The following is a 19,636-nucleotide window of genomic DNA, read 5'->3' as shown; positions in this document are numbered from 1 at the left end:
ACCCACAGGCCCCGCGCATCACGCGCTGCGGGCCTTTTCTGCGTGCCCGGAAACCGGGCAACCCGCGAAAGGACCAGCGATGCCCGGTACCTATCCGGCACAACCGCCAACGATGGTGGACAACCTCATCACCACCCACCGGCTGCTCCAGTCGCCGCGTCAGATCAGCCGCCGCCTGCGGACCCTCGCCGAGCTGCGGTTCGTGTCCGACCTGATCCTCACCGGGCGTCTCCGCTCCCAGGGCGGGGCGGTCCTCGCCGAGCAGTCGGAACCGCTCCGGAACGCCCGCGACGCCCGCTCGATCGCCCCCGGCGCCGAGTACCCGCGCGCCACCCCCGGGGTCGGAACCGCGATCCTCGCCGCCGTCCGCAAGTGGGGCCAGGCGGTGCCGATCACCGACGAGCAGATCAAGCGCTCCGTGTACGGCGGTGAGGTCGTCGACCGCGCCCTGCTGAAAACCGTCAACACGGTCATCAGCATGGTCGACGAGATCACCCTGTCGGTCGTCGCCTCGCAGGTAACCGCCGTGCACGAGGCGATCGCCCCGTGGGACGACGACGACGCCGCCCGCATGTGGCGGGACGTGGCCCTGGCCGCAGCGAAGATCAAGGGCCTGAACCAGGGCTACGTGCCGGACACGCTCCTGATGTCCGACACCAAGGCGGCGCTGATGATGACCGACAACATCATCGCCCAGTTGCGCCGCCGGGAGACGACCACCAACCCGATCTACACGGGCGAGCTGGACCAGGTCGGCCCGTACAGGATCCTGACGACCACGGAGCAGAACCTGCCGACGGACGACGTCCTGTTGTTCGACTCCCGGCAGCTCGGCTCGATGGCCGACGAGACCGAGGTCGACCCCGGTTACGCCCAGACCGACCGGGGCGTGCAGGTCAAGGTCATCCGGATCGACAAGACGGACTCCCACGACATCCAGGCCCGCCGGCTGACGGTGCCGATCGTGCAGGAGCCCGGCGCCGGCATCTGGATCACGGACACGGAGGGTAGCTGATGTCGGCCCAGTACCGGGTGACGGCCGCCGTGGTGGTGGTGACAGCGATCACGGCACACGGTCCGGCGCTGAGCTACGTGTACCGGGACGCGTTCGTGCCGGCCGAGGCGAAACCGGCGGAGATCCGGCACCTGCTGCGGCGGGGCATGATCGAACGCGTGGGCCGGTCGGCCCCGCCGGTGGCAGCCCCGCCGGCCGAGGCCAAGCCGGACGAGGCCAAGCCGGACGAGGTTCCCGCCGACGCCCCGGACAGCGCCCCCGTGGCCGAGCCGAACGGGACCGGTGACGCCGCCCAACAGGCGGTTCCGTTCGACGACCCGGACCGGGCCGCCGCGCGGGCGAAGCTGCCCGACGACGGTGCCCTCCCGGACGGTCGTGCCGCTCACGCCGTGTGGATCGAAGCGGCCGTGGCACGCGGCTACGCGTACGAGGCAGCCGCAGCGTCGTCGAAGGACGAGCTGCGGGACCTGCTGAAGCAGTAACCGGGTTGGGGGCGGCATGAGGGCTGAGGTGGCCATTTTGGTGCCGATGCTCGGCCGCCCCCACCGGGTTGCCCCACTCCTGGAGTCGATCGCCGCTACGACACCGGGCGCCGAGGTGCTGTTCGTGGTGTCTCCTGACGACGTTGCGGTTCACGCCGAGATCGACGCCGCCGGCCGGAGACGGGTGACGGTCCCTTGGCGGGGGTGCGGCGACTACCAGCGGAAGATCAATTTTGGGATTCGGGCGACCACCGCCCCACTCCTCTTCACCGCCGCCGACGACCTCCGGTTCCACCCCGGGTGGCTCAACGCCGCACACAAACGGCTGGCAGCAGGCATCGGCGTGGTCGGCACCAACGACCTCGCGAACAAGCGGGTCCTTCGGGGCGATCACGCAACCCACATGCTCGTCACCCGCGAGTACGTGACCGAGTACGGCACCATCGACGAGCCCGGCAAGTTCCTGCACGAGGGCTACCCGCACGAGTGGTGCGACGACGAGGCCGTGGCAACCGCCAAGCACCGCAAGGCGTGGGCGTTCGCGCGTGACGCCGTGGTCGAACACCTCCACCCCACCGTCGGGAAAGCACCGATGGATCCGCTCTACGCCCAGCAGGGACACCGGATGGCGGCCGGGCGCAGCATCTTCAACCGGCGGCGGCGCCTGTGGACGTGACGATCGCCGTCGGCACCTACGGGAACGAGTCGTGGCGGCAGCTCGCCGAAACACGGGCGATACCGTCCGCGCAGGCGTTCGGTGTTCCCGTCGTCCACGTCCACGCCGACTCCCTTCACAGCGCCCGTAACGGTGCGCTCGCCCAGGTGGCCACCGAATGGGTGGTGCACCTCGACGCCGACGACGAGTTGGAGCCGGGCTACCTCGACGCCATGGCCGCCGGCACCGCCGATCTGCGGGCCCCCGCCGTCCGGTACGTCCACGGCCGCCGGGTCGGCGCACCGGGCTTGCCGAGGGTCGCCGGCCACCTCCACATCTGCCACGCCGGATGCCTGCCCCACGGGAATTGGCTGGTCGTCGGTACCGCCGTCCGGACCGGCCTGGTCCGCGCCGTCGGCGGCTGGTGGGACGAACCCCTGTACGAGGACTGGTCGCTGTGGCTGCGGTGCTGGGCCGCCGGCGCGACGGTGGAAGCAATCCCCCGAGCGGTGTACCGGGCGCACGTCCGGCGGGGCAGCCGCAACCGGGCCCCGTCGATGGTCGAGAAGAACCGCGTTCACCACCAGATCGTGAAGGCGGTGCTTGGTTGAGCATCGCCCTCCTCGTCATCACCGACGGCCGCGATGACTACCTCGCCCAGTGCATCTCTTCGCTTGACGCGCTCGAAGGGCCGATCAGCGAGCGGTGGATGTACGACGACACCGGCAACGCCGCCTACCGGGCCCGACTCGCCGCCGTCTGGCCGGAGTTCCGGCACATCAACGGCGGCCCACGGCAAGGGTTCGGTGGGGCGATCCGGGCAGCGTGGTCGCACCTCGCCGCCCACAGCACCGCCGACTGGCTGTTCCACATCGAGCAGGACTTCACCTTTCACCGGCCGGTCGACCTGGCGGCGATGGCCGAAGTGCTTACCGAACGCCCGCACCTGGTGCAGATGGCGCTCCGCCGGCAGTCGTGGAACACAGCCGAGCGGGCCGCAGGGGGCGTTGTCGAACAGCACCCGGAGGCGTACACCGCCTGCCACGACGATCACGGGCACCAGTGGTTGGAGCACCGCCAGTTCTTCACCACCAACCCCTGCCTGTACCGAACGGAGCTGCTTCAGGTGGGCTGGCCGGACCGGGAACAGTCCGAAGGCCACTTCACCAACCGGCTCCTTTCCTCCGGGCTCGGCACCGTGCCGGGCGACCAAGTCCGGTTCGGCTACTGGGGCGCGCGCAGCGACTCACCTTGGGTGGAACACGTCGGTCATCAGCGGATCGGAGTCGGGTACTGATGTACAACGGCTCGTTCTACGACACCATCCGGGCCGGCACCCGGGCATCCGCCGCCGCCGTGGTGCCCGTCGTCGTCGACATCGTCAAACCCGCCACGGTGATCGACGTCGGCTGCGGTGAGGGCTGGTGGGCGGACACGTTCGCCGGCCACGGGTGCGAGGTCATCGGTGTCGACGGCGCCTACGTGACCGGGTCACCGCTCGGCGACCGGTTCATCCCCCACGACCTGGCACTGCCGCTCCCGGCGCACCTGCACGGCCGTTTCGACCTTGCGGTGTGCCTTGAGGTAGCCGAGCACCTTCCCCCGTCCCGGGCCGACAGCCTCGTGGACGACCTGTGCAACCTGGCCCCGACGCTCTTGTTCTCGGCGGCCATCCCCGGCCAAGGCGGTGTGGGGCACGTCAACGAGCAGTGGCCCAACTACTGGGTAACCCGGTTCAAGGCCCACGGGTGGTCGGTGTCCGGTGCGCTCCGCTGGTCGATCTGGAACGACGACCGGGTGGAGAACTGGTACCGCCAGAACCTGCTGGTAGCGACCCGCACACCCGAGCAGTTCCCGGAACTGTTCGACACACCCCTGTCTCCGCCGTGGCCGGTGGTCCACCCCGTGCTCTACGACGCGAGGAGGCACTGACGTGGCCGTATTCGGGATCTCAATGGTTCGCGACGAAGCGGATGTTGTTGAGGGCACCCTGCGGCACATGGCCGACGAGGTCGACCACCTGATCGTCGCCGACAACGGCTCCACCGACGGCACCAGGGACATCCTCGACCGGTTGGCCCGGGAGCTGCCGCTGACCGTGGTCGACGACCCCGAGCCCGCGTACTACCAGTCCCGGAAGATGACGGCTCTGGCTGACCAAGCCGCCGCGCTGCGACCCGGGGAGACCTGGATTGTGCCGTTCGACGCCGACGAGTTGTGGACCGCCGAAGCGGACCGGATCCGCCTGGTGCTTCCCGAACTGGACCGCCCGGTTGCCCAAGCGGCGCTGACCAACCACTTCTGCACATCGGTGGACCCGGACCCGGCCGGTTCCGACCCGTTCCGCACGATGGTGTGGCGACAACGTGAGGCGACTCGGCTGCCGAAGGTCGCGTTCCGGTGGGAACCCGGGGCGGTCATCCACCAAGGCAACCATGGGGTGACTCTCCCGTCCGGTGGCCGGGCGGCGCCGGTGCTTCAGGTGCGGCATTTCCCCTACCGGTCGGCCGACCAGTTCGTGCGGAAGGCGGTCAACGGGGCGGAGGCGTACCGGCGCACCGACCTCCCCGCCGACCAGGGGGCGCACTGGCGGGCCTACGGGGAGATCGCCGAACGGCACGGCGTCGAAGCTCTCGCGGACGTGTTCCGGCAGCACTTCTGGTACCTGTCCCCCACCGACTCCGGCATGGTGCACGACCCGGCCGCGTACCTGCGGTGGCGGCAGTGACCGTCACCGTTCTGGTGCCGTGGCGGCCCGATGGCGGGCACCGGGACCGGGCGTGGGCGTGGGTTCGGCGGTGGTGGGCGGCCACACACCCTGACTGGCAGGTGGTTGCCGGCACCAACGTCGGCGGCCCTTGGGTCAAAGCCAACGCGGTCGGCTACGCCCTCACCCGGGCCGACGGCGACATGCTGGTCATCGCCGACGCGGACGTGATCTGCCACGGCGTCGACCTGGCCGTGGACGCGGTCGAACGTGGTGCCCCGTGGGCGGTACCGCACGGCAACGTGCACCGGTTGACCGAGCTGGCCACCACCGCCGTTTTCAGTGGAGTCAAGCCCGCATCCGTTGCCGGTGCGACGACGCAGGACCCGTACCGCGGCCTCGACGGCGGCGGAATCACCGTCCTTCCGCGCATCGTGTACGAGCAGGTGCCGCTCGACCCCCGATTCCAGGGCTGGGGCGGCGAGGACGAGTCGTGGGCGCTCGCCCTGACATCCCTGGCCGGGCCCAGTTGGCGTGGAACCGCACCCCTGTACCACCTGTGGCACCCGCCGCAGGAGCGCCTGAACCGGCACGTCGGATCCGCACCAAGCCGGGCGTTGCAGGTGCGTTACCAGTACGCCGCCAAGCACGGCCCGGCTGCGGTGCGCGCGCTCCTTGACGAGACACCGCTACCCGCACCTGCGGGGATGTGACCTGCCGCAGTTCCCGGCGCCACCAACCCGTGCCCTTTCCACCGGCGAGTAGGGAGGCGCACCCGTGGCCATCGTCGCCGCCGACATCCTGTTCCACCTCAGCGCACCCGGGGCCTCGGCCGGGTACGTGGCCGCCGGCACCGTCGGGGCCAGCCTCGGCCGGTACGTGGCCACCACCCAAATGGTCGCCGGGGCGAACACCCTGCTCTTGAACGTGACCGCCGCCCAGAACGTGGCGTCGACCATCGACTACGCGTGCGTGTTCGTGCGCAACACCCACGCCACCCTGACCCTCAACGCTGCCGGGGTGTACATCTCCGCCCAGGTCGGCGGCGGCACCACCTGCGCCATCGGGGTCGACCCAACCCCGGTGTCCCCGGTCGGGCAGGCCGGCACCCCGCAGGCGTTGGGGATCGCGAACGCCACCACCGCCCCACCCGGGGTGGTGTTCAGCGTCCCGACCTCCACCGGAACCGCGCTGAGTATCGGCGACATCGCTCCCGGCCGTGTCCGGGCCGTGTGGGTCCGGCGCACCTGCACCAACTCCGCTGCGGTCACCGCTGACGGGCTCACCCTCGCCGTCACCGGCACCACCCTCTGACTGGGGAGGGCGGGCATGCCAGCACCCACCGTGGTCGCCACCGCCTCCGGGGTCGGCTTGACCGACGTCACCATCACCGTCCCCGTGGAGGCGCAGGCCGGTGACCTGCTGCTGGTGGTTGCGTCGACCCACGGCACCGCCCCGCTGATGCAACCGGCCGGGTGGGCAACCGCCGAGGCTGGTTTGACGTTCGGTGACGCACCCGTGGTGCAGGGGTACGCGTGCCTGGCGTGGCGAAGGGTCAACGGCGCCGACCCGACCACCTACACATGGACCGGCGGCACCAGCTCTACCACTGCCGCGATGCTCGTCGTACGCGGCGCCATCGCCACCGGCTCCCCGTTCGACAGCACGTCATCGCAGATCAACTCGACGGTCCCGCCGATCGACTCCTGCTGCCCGGCGATCGTCACCTCCGTCGCGGACACCCTGATCGTCGCCGGGGTCGGGGTCATCGACAACCGGGGCCTGTCCGCGTGGGCGGTCACCGACCCTGGCGCGCTGACCGAGCAGGTCGAGATCCTGACCGTGGAGGGCTTGGACTCCGCCTCCGGTATCGCCACCGCCGCGAAGGCGACAACCGGCAGCACCGGCAACCTGACCGTCAGCTTGGTGTTCTCCTCCTACGTCGCGTTCCTCGCCGCTGTCCTGCCGGTCGGGTCCGTGTCGACACAGGTCACCAAGACCGCCGCGACCACATGGGATGTGGATACCGCCCCGACCACCGTTGTCACCGGCAGCGTCGTCACCACCTGGGACATTGCTGGGCCGGCCGTGGACGTGCCCGGTGCGGCGAGCACCGTACGGACCCGGTACACCCAGGAGTGGCGTGTCCTGTCCGGTGACGTCGCCACAGTAGTCCCACCAACCCCGCCCCGGGACCTGGCCGCGATCCCCGCGACCGGTGAACTGGCGCTGACGTGGGACGCGCCGGCTGACTCCGGTGGTGCCCCGATCGTCGGCTACCACCTTTCGATCCTGCCCGACGACGCGGCACCGGTGACTCTGCCGCCGTCAGCGCGTAACCACACGATCGAGGGCCTGATCAACGGCACCAACTACACGATCACCCTGACTGCGGCGAACGCGTCGCTGGCGTCGGATCCGGCCGAGGTCCTGGCCGTTCCCGCCGGCGAGTGGGTCATCGGCTCGATCGGCCCGATCGTCGGCGCCCCCGATGGTTGGGGCGGCAACGGTGGGGCGAACAACGGCAGGGGCTACTACGGGGCAACCGAGCCGCCTCCGGGTGTCACCAACGGCGCCCAGATGGGCCCGGAGTATTGCGGGGTTCGGCCAGTCTTGGACGCTCAGGGCCGGGACTACACGTACCTGCGGGTGATCGACTACTCGCACGTGGGGCAGCCGTTCATCGACGCCAAAGGATTGGTGTCGGGCACGATCGGACTCGACACGATCACCGGCACACTGGGGCTGGAAATCACCCGGCCCGGGGCGCTGGTCGAGTACATCGACATGGTCGGACAGGTCAAGATCTCCGCCCCGAATGTGACGATGCGGTACTGCCGGATCTCCGGTCGGGAAATTGTCGGGTCCGGGAAGTACGTCATCGCGACAAGCGACACCTACCCCGGTTTCAACATGTCGTACTGCGAGATCGAGTGCGGGCTTTCGGTGTCCGCCGCGATCCCCCCGTACGGGTCGTACACCGCCCGGTACTGCGAGGTGTACCACTGCGGCAATGACGCGTTCAAGACCGGCAAGGACACGCTGATCGAGTTCTGCTGGACCCACAGCCTACAAAAGGCGCCAGGCGGTCACTGCGACTCACACCAAATCACCTCCGGTGACAACGCGGCCGTGCGGTTCAACCGGTTCGACATGTACACAGGCGGCCAGGACACCCCAAGCCCGTTGCTCGCCGACGTGGCGAACGCCATCACCATCGTGGGCCACATGACCGGCGACTGTAGCTGGTTCGCCTTCGACGACAACTACGGCGACGGCTGCAACCTGATCGTCCGGGCCGGGGTCGAGAGTCCCCAGACCGTTTCTCGGGGCACCTTCGTCACCTACAACCTGTTCTACAGGCGCAACCGTTTCGGGCTGAGGTTCATCTCCGGCCCGTGGGCCAACGAAATCACCCCCGGATTCAACCAGATATTCGACGACAGCAACGTGTGGCACATCAGCGGGCAAACGTATCACCGGCAAGGGAAAGCACCCGGACGGTGGTTCTACTCCCACTATGTGACCGAAGGTACGCCCGTGCGGAATTGGACCGCCTCGCACTTTGAGGAGTTCATCCCGTGACCATTGTGGTGCGCGCCGTCGAATCGTCATCGTCGGCCGGGTCGACCTCCACGGCTCTCGGCAACATCCCCGCCAGTACCCAACCGGGTGACCTGCTCGTCGCCACCATCCAGCTTCTGGCCGCCGCCGCGACCCTGGCTCCACCGGCGGGGTGGACGGAGCTCGCGGAGATGGTGCCGGCGTCGACCACCACCGGTTCGCTGCGTGGTGCGCGTCGGCGGGCCCAGGCCGGGGACGCTGGGGCGGCCCTGGAGTTCGGGTTGGGTGCCAGCACCCGGTGGGCCATGAACGTGGCCGCCGTGTACGACACCGGTGGGGCACCCGTGGTGGTCGAGCAGATCACCACCCTGTACTCCGGCACCCAGACCGCCACCCCGAACACCCCTGCGGTCACCCCGGCTGCGGCAACAACGGTGCTCCTCGGGGTCATCGGCGGGGCTTGCAACCTGGCCGGGGCGCAGCCAACGGTGACCCCTGCTGTCGGGTGGACCCTGGCCGGGCAAACGGTGTCGACCACGTTGACGCTCAAGAACGCGGTGCAGGCGCTCGCGACGAAGGCCCTCGGCACCAACGCCCCGGTACCGGCAACCCCACACGGCCTGTCCGAGTCGACCGTGGGCCCCGCCTGCGCGTCGATCATCCTGTCCTCGACGAACGCGCCGCCGATCGCGAATGCAGGCCCTGACCGGTCCGTCCCTCCGGGGGCGACGGTCCACCTGAACGCGTCCGGGTCGACGGACCTTGACGGCACGGTCACCGCCTACCTGTGGGCACAGCAGTCCGGGCCGCCGGTGACTCTCACCGGGGCGGGCACCGTGGACGCCACGTTCACCGCCCCGGCAACCACCACCGGGGCCACCCTGACGTTCAGCCTGACGGTCACCGATGACCGATCCGGGATCGGCATCGACTTCGTGACCATCAGCGTCGCCGCGATGGGCTCCGCCCGCGCCCGGGTCGCCGGGGCGTGGGAACCGCACCCGATCCGGCTACGCGCACAAGACGACTGGCTGTAGCCGACCACGCCCACCGAGGCCGGCCCCACCTCACCACCACCCACATCGGCTCACCGCGAAAGGGGGCCGATGTGCCGGCCCTGACCACAACCGAAGCCAACCGCCTGCTCGATGCCACCATGGGCACCGCCTCCTACACGGCGCCCACCACCCCGATCCGGCTCGCGTTGGTCACCGCGAACGGGTCCGCCACTGCGGCCGGCACCGAAGTCACCGGCGGGTCGTACACGCGGCAAACCATCACCATGACCGCAGCTGCGGCCGGCGCGTCCGCGAGCTCCGGTGCCGTGACGTTCGCCGGCCTGCCTGCGGCAACGGTCGTCGGCGTCGAAGTCTGGGACTCCGCTGGTTCGCCCCGCCGCCTGTGGTGGGGGGCTTTGACCGCCAGCAAGACCGTCGGCGCCGGGGACTCCCTGTCGTTCCCCGCCGGGTCGTTCACCCTCGCCCTGTCCTGAGCGGGGGTTGAGCCGTGGCCGCACCCACCTACGTCGCAGCCACCTCCGCCAGCAGCCTCGGCGGCACCACCGCAGCGATCACCCTCCCGGACGCCGGAGCGGGGGCGCAGGCCGGCCACCTCGCGGTACTCGCCATGGCCATCTCCGCCGGGCTGCCGACCAACGACATGGCCGCCGCCGGCTGGGCCGCCCTACCCGGCACCCCAACCGTCGACACAGCCAGTTCCGGCAACTTCCTCGTGTGGACAAAAACCCTGGCCAGCGGGGATGTTGGTGCCAGCGTCAGCTTCACGATCGATTCGTCGTCCCGGGTCGCAATTGGGTGCGTGGTAGTCACCAGCGCCACTGTAGTCGCCTCTGCTGTTGACGAGACGAACAGCAACGGCACAGTAGTCACCGCCCCGTCGGTAGCCCCCGTGCCGACGTCAACGCTGCTGGTCGCAATCCACGGCGTGATTCTCAACGTCATCAACACCACCGCCACCTGGACCGCCGACGCGGCGACAACGGAACGCGTGGACGTGTGCTCAACGAGCACCACCCAGCGCAACACGACGATGCTGATCGCCACTCAGGAACTGACCGCCGCCGGCCCGACCGGCACACGAGTAGCGACCGCGTCGGCCACCGTGCAGCGGCAGGGCGTGTCCTTGGCGCTGGCCGGGCTGAACCTTGCCGCCGCCGCCCTCGCCGCGTCCTCAACGCTTACCGCCACAGCGGTCCGGGTGGTCCCGGCCGCCGCCGGTCTGGTGTCGGCAACCACGGCGACCGCCGCCCCGGTCGTGACCCGGTACGCCGCCGCCGCGCTGGTCGGATCGTCGACCCTCACCGCAGCTGGTGCCCGGCAGCAGGAAGCCGCCGCCCACCTGTCCGCGAGTTTCACGCTCGGCGGCACCGGTACGGCGACGATGCGGGCGGCTGCCGCGCTCGCCGCGAGCAGCGTCCTCACGGCGACGGCCGCGCTGAACCACTTCGCCGCCGCCGACCTGAGCGCCGGAAGCGTACTCACCGCCGCCGTACCGGAACACCTGCCGCAGTACCGGCCCGGTGTTCATACCGCGTCGAGTAGCCGCCCGTCCCTGACCGCGACCACGAGCAGGGGGTAACTGTGGCCACCGATGTTGGTGTTGGTGATGCCGAAACCCCACGCCTGACGGTGACTCCGTTCGACGGCACCACGGCCGCGACCTTGGTGGTGACCGGTCCGGGCGGCACGACGAGCACTCTCGTGCCGTATGTGGAGGGCACGAACGCAGGTGTCCAGACGTGGATCACCACCCCGGTCACGTACACCTACCCCGGCCGGTGGGTCCTCACGTGGACTGTTACCGGCACGGGGGCCGGCGTTGAGACCCAAGAGGTGTACGTCTCCGCGTCCCCAGTAGCGGGTGGACCCACCTGGACACCCGGGCGGAGCAGGGTGGCGAACTACGTACCGACCCGCACCCTCGTGCGATCGACCGCCACCACCACGACCAAGGCCGACATCTACCCGCACACGTTCGATTCGACCACCCGGCCCGCCGGGGTGCAGGTCGACCGGCTCATCGCCGACGGGGTCGCCTGGGTAACCACCGTCGCCCCAACCGTCACCACGGCGCTCGCCGAAACCGCTTCCGTGGCCGCAGCCCTGTACGCCGCCGCCGCCGTGGAGCGCGGCTGGCCGGACTCGGATGTGTCGCTGAACCGGGCCACCCAGTTGCAGCAGCTCGCCGAGCGCACCCGGGCCGACCTGGTGAGGGCGCTCGCGGATGAGACCGGCACCACCCCCGGCCAGGACCACGCGGTGATGCCCATCTACTCCTTCCCCAGGCCAGTCCCCTGGGGCGACGACTATCTGTGAGGGGGCTGCCGTGACGGTCAAGGTGAAGGTCAAAGTCAGCCGGGTCGGGGTCAACCGGATGGTCCGGGCCGACTTCATGCAGGACGAGATGGTGCGCCGCGCCGAGCTGGTCCGGATCGCGGCCGAGATGAACCCGCCGGTCGTCACCGGCCAGTACGCGTACGGGACCATCGAGCCGGGTGGGTTCGACGTCACCCCGCACCGGTCCCGGACGGGCGCCGGCGCCCGGGTCACGAACCTCGCCCCCCACGGCTACTGGGTGGAGCGCGGCAACAGCCTCGGTGCCCCGGCGCAGCACATCATGCGCGACGCCCTGCGTGCTGCGACCGCCCGGGGGTGACTCGTGGCGCAACCGACGTACGCGGACCCGGAGACCCTGATCGCCGACTGGTTGGTGTCCACCCTCGGGGTCAAGGCGTGGGCTGATCCCCGGTTGCCGCCCGGGTACGACTACACCGCCCCGATCGCCCACGTGCAACGGGGCGGCGACGACGGCGACCAGCAACTCACTCTCGACATCGCCCTGCTCGACGTCAACGTCTACGGGGCCGACGCCGATCGTGTCCGGGCGGTGTCCACCGGTATCCGGGCCGCCCTGCGGCTGCGGCTGCCGAACACCGTCCTCGGCGGGGTGGTCATCAAGTCGGTGACCACCGCCATGTCGCCCACCTGGGCACCTGACCCGGCCGTGTTCCGCCGGGACGCGACCTACCGGGTCGCCCTGCACGGCCTCATCTGACCCCTGTACCAACCTGCGCCGACCCGGCTCCGGGCTCGGCCGTTTCCGCATGCCCGGAGGACCCCATGCCCCGCGTCTCCATTCCTGTCACCGAGGTCACCCGCGCCGGTATCGCACCGGCGGCCGAGACCAACGGCAACGCCACCGACAACCACGTGGTCGCCAACAACGGCAAGGTGATCTTGCTGGTTCGTAACAGCAACGGCGCCGCGACCGCCCGAACCGTCACCGTTCGGTTCGCCCGCGACGTGGACGGCCAAGCCGTCACCCCGCGCACCTACGAGATCCCCGCCGCCGCGTCCCGGTACATCGGCCCGTTCGACCAGGCCACGTACGGGGCTCAGATGCAGGTCGACGTCGACCACGCGGACCTCAAGCTCTCGGCCTACCGGCTGCCCTGATCGGCCACAAGGGACCCGCACACCCCTTTTCCCTCACCCGGCGCGACCGCCGGGCCGTCCCCATGCCCGAAGGAGCTGACCGATGGCGGTCGACGTCTCTCTCATCCGTGCCTACAACAACGGGCTCGTCGCCGTCTCCGCGTTCGGCGACTCGAACCCCACCCTGCCGACCGATGGTGTGGCCGCCCTGTCCGGCGACCTCGCCGAGGTCGGTGCCATCAGCGAGGACGGCGTCACCGAAGCCACCTCCCAGGACCGCACCGACCTGTTCATCTGGCAGGGCTCGACCCTGGCCCGCCGGATCCCCGGCCAGTTCGTCAAGACCTTCACCTTCGCCGCCGCCGAGACCAACCTGACCACGATCGGTGTCCAGTTCCCCGGCTCGACGATCACCCAGACCGCGACCGGGGTCACCGTCGAAGAGGTCGCCCCCGTCACGGACATCCGGTCCTGGGTGCTCCACGGTATCGACGGCACCCGTGGCCTGCGGATCGTCGTCCCCCTCGGCGAGGTCACCGAGCGCGGCGACGTCGTCTGGTCCAACTCCGAGATCACCGTCTACGAGTGGACCTTGTCCTGCTACGTGGATCAGTCCGGCGTCGTCGCCTACCGGTACTACGTGGACGACGCGCTCTCCTCGTAGACCCCCTGTACGGCGCTGGCCGGAGTCCGTGCGGGTCGCCGGCCAGCGTCCCCAACCTCACCACCCGAACCCGCACAAGACCCGCACGAAGGAGACCCGCATGCCCATGACCGCAGGCGGATCCGGTGGACAGGTGTCGGTGGTCATCACCGAACGCGCCGCCCGCCGGAACGCCGACTACACCCAGAAGCTCGCCGGCCTCGGCCACCTGCCCGCCGACGCCGAACCGAAGGCCGAACCTAAGGCCGAACTGCCCGGCCCGCCGACCTTCGACGTCCGCGTCAACGGGGTCCTGATCCCGGCGGTGGTGCGCGGCTACGAGATCGGCCACAGCCCGACCGGCACCGTCGTCGTCTTCACCGTGGACGCCGACCAGGTGTCGATCGGGCGGGCCGCGCCCGTGACTACCCCGGAAGGGCGGGCCTCCCGGTCGTGGGGCAACCCTGCCCAGCGGGATCCCCGGGAGAGCATCCCCGGCTGGACCCCGGAGGTCGTCGGTGGCTGAACCACGCGGGGCGGTCATCGAGATCGTCGAGAAGCGGCGCGAGCCGATGGACACACCGGCCGGGGACGTCATCGTCCCGAACGAGGTCCGGATCAACGGTCAGCCCCTGCTGGTCCCCGAAGGCCACCCGGTCAAGGTCCACGGGATCGAGCTGGTCAACCGCGATGAGGTGCTGGTGACCCTCACCCTGTTCGCCCGGCACGTCGTGATCAGCGCCGAGGAACCCACCGAAACCGAAGAGGAGGTGCAGCAGCATGTCTGAGCAGCCGTACGACGACGAAGACGAGGTGTACGACCTCGACGCCGCGTTCCAGGCCGTCAGGAAGCGCCCGTTCAAGTTCCGCTTCGGCGGGGTGAAGTGGGAACTGCCGCACTTCTCCGAGATCGACTACCGGGCCGCCGGGCTGATGGACGAACTCAGCGCGATCACCGGTGCCGACAACGTCGCCAACGTCGACCTCGACATCCTGCGGAAGATCTTCTCCTACGGGTTCGACCCGGCGCAGCGCGCCCGGTGGGACGACCAGTACCAACCAAGCCCCGCCATCGGTCTGCTGTTCGAACAGTGGCAGCAGCACTCCGGAGAAGACCTGGGGGAATCCTCGGGCTCCACCAACTCCTCCGGGAGCACGGCGGAGCCATTGAGTCAGACCTCAGCCAGTTCCACCACATCCGGCTCAAAAAGGCGCTCCACGGTCGCCCGTCGGAACGGTACACAGCGCGGGAGCTGATGGTCCTCATCCGGCGACTGGGCCGTGACTCGGCCCTGTACCGGGAACTCGCTGGCGACAACGCTGACGTCGACTTGGGCGATCACCTGCTCGCCCACATCGGCACCCTGCTCGCCGGCGCGAACTGGCAGCGTGGCGGCGGCAAGGGCAGCAGGCCGAAGCCGGTCAAGGTCGGCGCCGACACGGCCAAGCAGCCGGCGGACCGGCCGGTGAAAACCCGGCAGCAGCGCGGCGACGACTACGCCGCCCGGCTCGCGAACCTCGGTTTGATCCCCGCCACCTGACGAGTGCTGGGGGAGGTCAACCGTGACCTCCCCCATCCTCGTCGGCAGCGTTGCATCAAATAGGTGAACGTCATGCATCTCGCTATGATTGGTAAGTGAAATGCTCCGCACACGGGTGCTCGGAAAATCGTGGGTACCGTGGCTCATCGAACTGCCCTGAGCACTACAACAGCAGGCCACGTTGTCAGCACGGCGGTTGTAGTCTCGTCGCACGTGGATCGCATCCGTTCTGCTATAAGCACGCGGTACCGAGACACCTCGGCGAATACAAAGTCTGCTATTTCGCGGACTGCGACCGCAGGGCGTCGACACGAGGGCTATGCACTCCACACGGAGTGCAACTCCGACGCAACGGCGTCCTGAAGCCGCTCAGGGTTCGGGAGCGCCGGTCGTCACCGTCCTGTGAATTCAGTGGATGCGACCGTGCGATCAGCAACCGGGGCCTGTGTGACACTCACGCAAAGCAACGCGCTCGCGGCGAAGACCTCAAGCCCATTTTGGTCGACCGCCGAAGGGCCTCGCGACCTCGACCACCCTGCCGCTTCGACGGCTGCGACCGACCAGCCAAGGGAACCAGTCAGGGCAGTGCCCTGTGCTCGGGGCACGACAGCCAACAGCGTGAAGGAAAACCTCTCCGACCCCTGTACGGGTCGGCGGGCAGCAAGGGCCACGTCAAGCCAAACGGCTACCGGGTTATCTCGATCAACGGGCGACTCGTAGGCGAGCACCGGCTAGTCATGGAAAGCGTGCTTGGTCGGTCGCTGAGCCGACGCGAATCGGTTCATCACAAGAATGGCGACCGACTTGACAACAGGCCCGAGAATCTTGAGTTGTGGGTAACTCCCCATCTTCGTGGGCAACGTGTTGCCGATCTGGTCGACTTCATTGTCTCGACCTACCCTGACGCAGTCCGTGAACGACTGGCGCAGCAGGACGTAGCAACCTAGCGCGGCCGGTCGGGGGTGTCTCATGACATCCCCGATCCTTGTAGGAAGCGTCACGGTCGAAGTCAACGCATCCGCTAAGGGGTTCGCCGCCCGGCTCCGCAAAGAGGTCGTCGCCGCCTTCAAGAAGGCCGGCTTGGACAAGGAGATCGGCGACGCCCTCAGCGGTGTGAAGGTCAAGATCCGGCCGGACATCGACCCGTCCGACCTGCCCAGCGAGATCCCCACCAAGAACCCGCCTCGGGCGCGGGTGCAGCTCGACCCGATGACCCGCGCCTTTTTGGACAAGGTCAAGGCGGACACCGCCCGGATCGCCCGCCAGGTCGAAACGAAGATCCCGGTCACCGCCGAAACCGGGCGCCTTCGCGCCGAGTTGGGTGCGCAGCTCGCCGACCTGCAACGCCGGGTCAAGGTCACCGTGCCGACCGAGCCGGCCAAGCGGGCCAAGTACGAGGCCGAGCTTCGGGCCTTGGTCGAGCAGGTGCAGCGGCGGGTTCAGGCCACCATCCCCGTCAAGATCGATGACAAGAACGTTCGGAAGCAGACCCGCGCCGCTGTCACGAAGGCGCAGAAGTCCATGCCGACCCTGCGGGTGCCGCTCACCGTCGACCGGCGCGCGATCGCCAACGTCACCAGGCAGATCACCGACCTGTTCACCGGCGGGGTCGCCGCCGCGTTGAAAACCGCTGCGATCACCGCCGGGGCCGCCATTGCCGCGTCCGCCCTGTTCGGACTGGCCGGTGCCGCCGTGGCCGCGATCCCCGCCCTGGTGCAACTTGGCGCCACCGTTGTCACCGCGGCCGGGGCGCTGGTTGCGATCCCCGGTGCTGTGGCGATCGCCGCCGCCGCGATCGGCACGATCCGTCTCGGCACGGTGGGCCTGGGTGAGGCGTTCAAGGCCGTCGGTGAGGGCGACGCGAAGGCCCTGGCGGAGGCGCTGAAGGAGTTGGCCCCGAACGCGGCTGCGTTCGTCAAAGAGGTCAACAAGATCAAGCCTGCGTTCGACAAGCTCCGGCTCAAGATTCAGAACGAGCTGTTCGCCGACACCGCCCGCACCCTGCGCGACTTGGCGAAGACCGGGCTTCCCGTCCTCGCCACCGGCATGACCCGGCTCGCCGACACCATCAACCGGGCCGTCGTCACCGCCCTACGCGGTCTGAACACCGAAGCCAACCGCAACAACATCGCCCAGACGTTCTCCGCCGCGAACAGTGTGGTCGGCGAACTCGGGCGGGCCCTGCGCCCCGTCGCGCAGGCACTCCTCGACGTGGTCCGGGCCGGCTCCCAAGCCGTCGCCGTGTTCACCGTCGGCCTCGGCGCTGCCGTCACCGACCTCGCCACCCGCATCTCCGCCATGGCGAACTCCGGCGAGTTGCAGCGCATGTTCTTCGACGGGCTCAACGCCGCAGGCGAACTCCTCAAGCTGGCCCGCGACATCTTCGGGATCTTCTCGGGCATCAGCAAGGCTGCCGGGGAGGCCGGCGAGGGCGTGTTTGGCCTGTTCCGGCGGATCAACGAGGCGATCAACTCGGTTGAGGGTCAGCAAAACCTGACCCACTTCTTCTCCGAGCTGACCAGCACGGCGAACTCCCTGGCCCCGGCCGCGACCGCCCTGTTCTTGGCGTTGAGCCCACTCGCGTCGGCGGTCGCCGACGTGGCCCAGGCGTTTTCACCCGGCCTGACACAACTCGTGGAAGCCCTGGCGGTCGGGATCGCATCCCTGTCCCCCGCTGTGTCTTCGCTGGCGCCGGTCCTGACCGCCGTCGCGGCAGCAATTCAGCCGCTCGCGCAGGTGTTCGGGCAGCTCCTTGCCGGGCTGTCGCCTGGTCTGGTGGCGGCCGTCGAGTCGATCAGCTCGGCTTTGAGCGGGCTCGGCCAGGTTGCCACAGTTGCCGGGTCCGGGTTCGGGTCGGCGTTTGGCCCGGGATCCGGGTTCGGGTCGGTCGCGTCGGTCGCGTCGCAGGTCGGCAAGGCACTGGGGAGCGTCGCCGCGGCTGCGGCCCCGGTGTTGGGTCAGATCGCGGTCATCGTCGCCGAGTTGGTTACCCGGTTGGCGCCCGGGGTGACCGTGTTCCTGTCCGCGTTGGCGGACGGGTTGCGGCCGTTGGCGGCCGTCGCCCCGCTAGTCGGTAACGCGCTCGGTTCCCTGCTGGCTGCGGTGGCCCCGCTGCTTCCGGTGCTGGGCAACGGACTCGCCGCCGCATTGACGTTTGTCGCTACCGCGTTGACGGCGTTGGCGACCGAACTCGGACCCGTCATCTCGCTCCTGACCGGCGGTCTCGTCAGCGCACTCCAGGTGTTCCTGCCCGTCCTCACCCAACTCGCGGCCACAGTCCTGCCGCTCGCGGCGCGGGCCGGCGCCGCGTTCGCTGCCGCGCTCGCCCCGCTCGTCCCGGCGCTGGTTTCCGTCGCCGAGGTGCTGGCAGGGCGTCTCCTGGCCGCCCTACCGCAGTTCGTGGCGCTCGCGGAAACCCTGCTGCCGATCGGGGTGCAACTCGCCACAAACTTCGCCGCCTGGGGTGTGCGGATCCTGCCGCTCGTCGCGCAGGCCGTCATGGGACTGGCTCAGGCACTCGCCCCGCTGCTGCCCGCCTTGGTCGGTGTCGCCACAACCATCGCCCAGCAACTCCTGGCGCACATGCCGCTATTCGCGAGCATGGCGGCCCAGTTGGTGCCGGTGATCATTGCCGTGGCTCAGGCGTTCAGCGCCAACCTCATGGTTGCCTTGACCGCCCTGATGCCGCTGCTGCCGGACCTCATTGCCTCCGGGTTGCAGCTCATGATGGCGTTCAGCCAACTCATGATCGCCGTCCTGCCGCTGCTGCCGGTGATGATGCAACTGGCCGGTCAGCTCATCACCCTGGCCGTCCAGTCGGGATCCCTCAAGGCCGCGATGGCGATCCTCTCCACGATCGTCGGTGGGGCGACCGTGGCCCTCATGCTGATCCGCAACGCTGTTGCCGGCGCTGTTGCGATCATCCAGGTAGCCGCGGCAGCGACCACCGCGTTCGGGCGGGCTGTGAAAGACGGCATCGGCGCCACGATCCGCGAGTTCCAGCGGGCCGGCGAAACGATCCGGAACGCGGTCGACGGCTTCGGGAACTTGCTGCGAGACGCCGGCCGGAACCTGATCAGCGGCCTGATTCAGGGCATCCGGGACAAACTCGGTGACCTCGGCAGCACCATGGCCGGGGTCGCGTCGAAGATCCGTGGGTTCCTCCCCTTCTCGCCCGCCAAGGAAGGCCCACTGTCGGGGAAGGGCAACCCCCGGTACAGCGGCCGGTCGATCGCCCAACTCCTGGCCGGGGGTATGGACGAGCGCACCCCGCTCGTTGCTGCCGCCGCCGGCCGGCTTGCCGCCGCCGTGCAGTTTCCGGTCGACGGGGTCGGTGGGCTCACCCCCGCCCCGGCACCGGTCCGGGGAGGGGACCACTTCGAAGCCACGTTGATCAACTCCGAGGCGACGTTGGCGCAGCTCGCGGCGCTACAGCAGCGGCAGGCGATCGAAGCGCGACTCGGGAGGGCCAGGTAGCCCATGCCAGTCCTCATCGGTACCGCCCGCCCACCATCACCACCACGGCTGTACCAAGCCGGCGTTGATGTTGGGCGGGCTCGTGCAACGTACATCGCC

24 protein-coding genes are annotated in these 19,636 nt (G+C 69.3%); all 24 read left to right on the top strand.

Features of this window, described 5'->3' with window-relative positions; all coding sequences use genetic code 11:
• Positions 1-79 precede the first annotated feature (79 nt).
• The 24 genes from BDK92_RS35920 (at position 80) to BDK92_RS35805 (ending at position 19,537) form a co-directional block, all read left to right on the top strand.
• The gene (locus tag BDK92_RS35920; RefSeq protein WP_147457243.1) at positions 80-1,015 is read left to right on the top strand and encodes a phage major capsid protein; all 936 of its coding nucleotides are present in this window, start codon (positions 80-82) and stop codon (positions 1,013-1,015) included.
• Positions 1,015-1,497 carry a hypothetical protein gene (locus BDK92_RS35915; protein ID WP_121160735.1) on the top strand — a complete coding sequence of 161 codons (483 nt, stop codon included), beginning with the start codon at positions 1,015-1,017 and terminating at the stop codon, positions 1,495-1,497. Before BDK92_RS35920 ends, BDK92_RS35915 begins: the two co-directional genes overlap by 1 nt.
• Before the next feature lie 28 nt (positions 1,498-1,525).
• Positions 1,526-2,173, top strand: coding sequence for a glycosyltransferase family A protein (locus BDK92_RS35910; RefSeq protein WP_211349486.1), 648 nt, complete (start codon positions 1,526-1,528; stop codon positions 2,171-2,173).
• Positions 2,170-2,763 carry a glycosyltransferase family 2 protein gene (locus BDK92_RS35905; protein ID WP_211349485.1) on the top strand — a complete coding sequence of 198 codons (594 nt, stop codon included), beginning with the start codon at positions 2,170-2,172 and terminating at the stop codon, positions 2,761-2,763. The genes BDK92_RS35910 and BDK92_RS35905 overlap by 4 nt, the downstream gene beginning before the upstream one ends.
• Complete coding sequence (locus tag BDK92_RS35900) at positions 2,760-3,449, top strand: glycosyltransferase family 2 protein (RefSeq protein WP_121160732.1); 690 nt, start codon at positions 2,760-2,762, stop codon at positions 3,447-3,449. The genes BDK92_RS35905 and BDK92_RS35900 overlap by 4 nt, the downstream gene beginning before the upstream one ends.
• Entirely contained in the window at positions 3,449-4,084 is a 636-nt protein-coding gene (locus BDK92_RS35895) for a class I SAM-dependent methyltransferase (RefSeq protein WP_121160731.1), read from the top strand. The genes BDK92_RS35900 and BDK92_RS35895 overlap by 1 nt, the downstream gene beginning before the upstream one ends.
• A gap of 1 nt (position 4,085) precedes the next feature.
• Entirely contained in the window at positions 4,086-4,880 is a 795-nt protein-coding gene (locus BDK92_RS35890; protein ID WP_121160730.1) for a glycosyltransferase family 2 protein, read from the top strand.
• Complete coding sequence (locus tag BDK92_RS35885; protein WP_121160729.1) at positions 4,877-5,572, top strand: glycosyltransferase family 2 protein; 696 nt, start codon at positions 4,877-4,879, stop codon at positions 5,570-5,572. The genes BDK92_RS35890 and BDK92_RS35885 overlap by 4 nt, the downstream gene beginning before the upstream one ends.
• A 64-nt stretch (positions 5,573-5,636) precedes the next feature.
• Complete coding sequence (locus BDK92_RS35880; protein ID WP_121160728.1) at positions 5,637-6,173, top strand: hypothetical protein; 537 nt, start codon at positions 5,637-5,639, stop codon at positions 6,171-6,173.
• A 15-nt stretch (positions 6,174-6,188) separates the two neighbouring features.
• Positions 6,189-8,444, top strand: a complete 2,256-nt coding sequence (locus BDK92_RS35875; protein ID WP_121160727.1) for a fibronectin type III domain-containing protein — start codon at positions 6,189-6,191, stop codon at positions 8,442-8,444.
• Positions 8,441-9,460 carry a PKD domain-containing protein gene (locus BDK92_RS40940; RefSeq protein WP_121160726.1) on the top strand — a complete coding sequence of 340 codons (1,020 nt, stop codon included), beginning with the start codon at positions 8,441-8,443 and terminating at the stop codon, positions 9,458-9,460. Before BDK92_RS35875 ends, BDK92_RS40940 begins: the two co-directional genes overlap by 4 nt.
• Before the next feature lie 71 nt (positions 9,461-9,531).
• Positions 9,532-9,915, top strand: a complete 384-nt coding sequence (locus BDK92_RS35865; RefSeq protein ID WP_121160725.1) for a phage tail fiber protein — start codon at positions 9,532-9,534, stop codon at positions 9,913-9,915.
• Between the two features lie 14 nt (positions 9,916-9,929).
• Positions 9,930-11,021 carry a hypothetical protein gene (locus BDK92_RS35860; RefSeq protein WP_121160724.1) on the top strand — a complete coding sequence of 364 codons (1,092 nt, stop codon included), beginning with the start codon at positions 9,930-9,932 and terminating at the stop codon, positions 11,019-11,021.
• Between the two features lie 2 nt (positions 11,022-11,023).
• Entirely contained in the window at positions 11,024-11,758 is a 735-nt protein-coding gene (locus tag BDK92_RS39920; RefSeq protein ID WP_211349484.1) for a hypothetical protein, read from the top strand.
• Between the two features lie 10 nt (positions 11,759-11,768).
• Positions 11,769-12,098 (top strand): hypothetical protein, encoded by a 330-nt coding sequence (locus tag BDK92_RS35850; RefSeq protein WP_121160722.1) that lies wholly within the window; start codon positions 11,769-11,771, stop codon positions 12,096-12,098.
• A 3-nt stretch (positions 12,099-12,101) separates the two neighbouring features.
• Positions 12,102-12,497: a hypothetical protein gene (locus tag BDK92_RS35845; protein WP_121160721.1), complete on the top strand. Its 396-nt coding sequence runs from the start codon at positions 12,102-12,104 to the stop codon at positions 12,495-12,497.
• 65 nt (positions 12,498-12,562) lie between these two features.
• Positions 12,563-12,898, top strand: a complete 336-nt coding sequence (locus BDK92_RS35840) for a hypothetical protein (protein ID WP_121160720.1) — start codon at positions 12,563-12,565, stop codon at positions 12,896-12,898.
• A gap of 82 nt (positions 12,899-12,980) precedes the next feature.
• Positions 12,981-13,541, top strand: a complete 561-nt coding sequence (locus BDK92_RS35835; protein WP_121160719.1) for a phage tail tube protein — start codon at positions 12,981-12,983, stop codon at positions 13,539-13,541.
• 100 nt (positions 13,542-13,641) lie between these two features.
• Positions 13,642-14,046 (top strand): hypothetical protein, encoded by a 405-nt coding sequence (locus tag BDK92_RS35830; RefSeq protein ID WP_147457241.1) that lies wholly within the window; start codon positions 13,642-13,644, stop codon positions 14,044-14,046.
• Positions 14,039-14,308, top strand: coding sequence for a hypothetical protein (locus tag BDK92_RS35825; RefSeq protein WP_121160717.1), 270 nt, complete (start codon positions 14,039-14,041; stop codon positions 14,306-14,308). Before BDK92_RS35830 ends, BDK92_RS35825 begins: the two co-directional genes overlap by 8 nt.
• Positions 14,301-14,777, top strand: coding sequence for a hypothetical protein (locus tag BDK92_RS35820; RefSeq protein WP_121160716.1), 477 nt, complete (start codon positions 14,301-14,303; stop codon positions 14,775-14,777). The genes BDK92_RS35825 and BDK92_RS35820 overlap by 8 nt, the downstream gene beginning before the upstream one ends.
• Positions 14,777-15,061, top strand: coding sequence for a hypothetical protein (locus tag BDK92_RS35815; protein WP_121160715.1), 285 nt, complete (start codon positions 14,777-14,779; stop codon positions 15,059-15,061). The genes BDK92_RS35820 and BDK92_RS35815 overlap by 1 nt, the downstream gene beginning before the upstream one ends.
• Positions 15,062-15,798: 737 nt before the next feature.
• Positions 15,799-16,008, top strand: coding sequence for an HNH endonuclease (locus BDK92_RS41375; protein WP_121160714.1), 210 nt, complete (start codon positions 15,799-15,801; stop codon positions 16,006-16,008).
• Between the two features lie 22 nt (positions 16,009-16,030).
• Positions 16,031-19,537 (top strand): phage tail protein, encoded by a 3,507-nt coding sequence (locus BDK92_RS35805; RefSeq protein WP_121160713.1) that lies wholly within the window; start codon positions 16,031-16,033, stop codon positions 19,535-19,537.
• Positions 19,538-19,636 lie beyond the last annotated feature (99 nt).

The sequence above is a fragment of the Micromonospora pisi genome (genome assembly GCF_003633685.1).
GTDB lineage: Bacteria > Actinomycetota > Actinomycetes > Mycobacteriales > Micromonosporaceae > Micromonospora_G > Micromonospora_G pisi.
The sequence above is the reverse complement of the archived record's forward strand: the minus strand, read 5'-3'. Positions and strand labels throughout refer to the sequence as shown.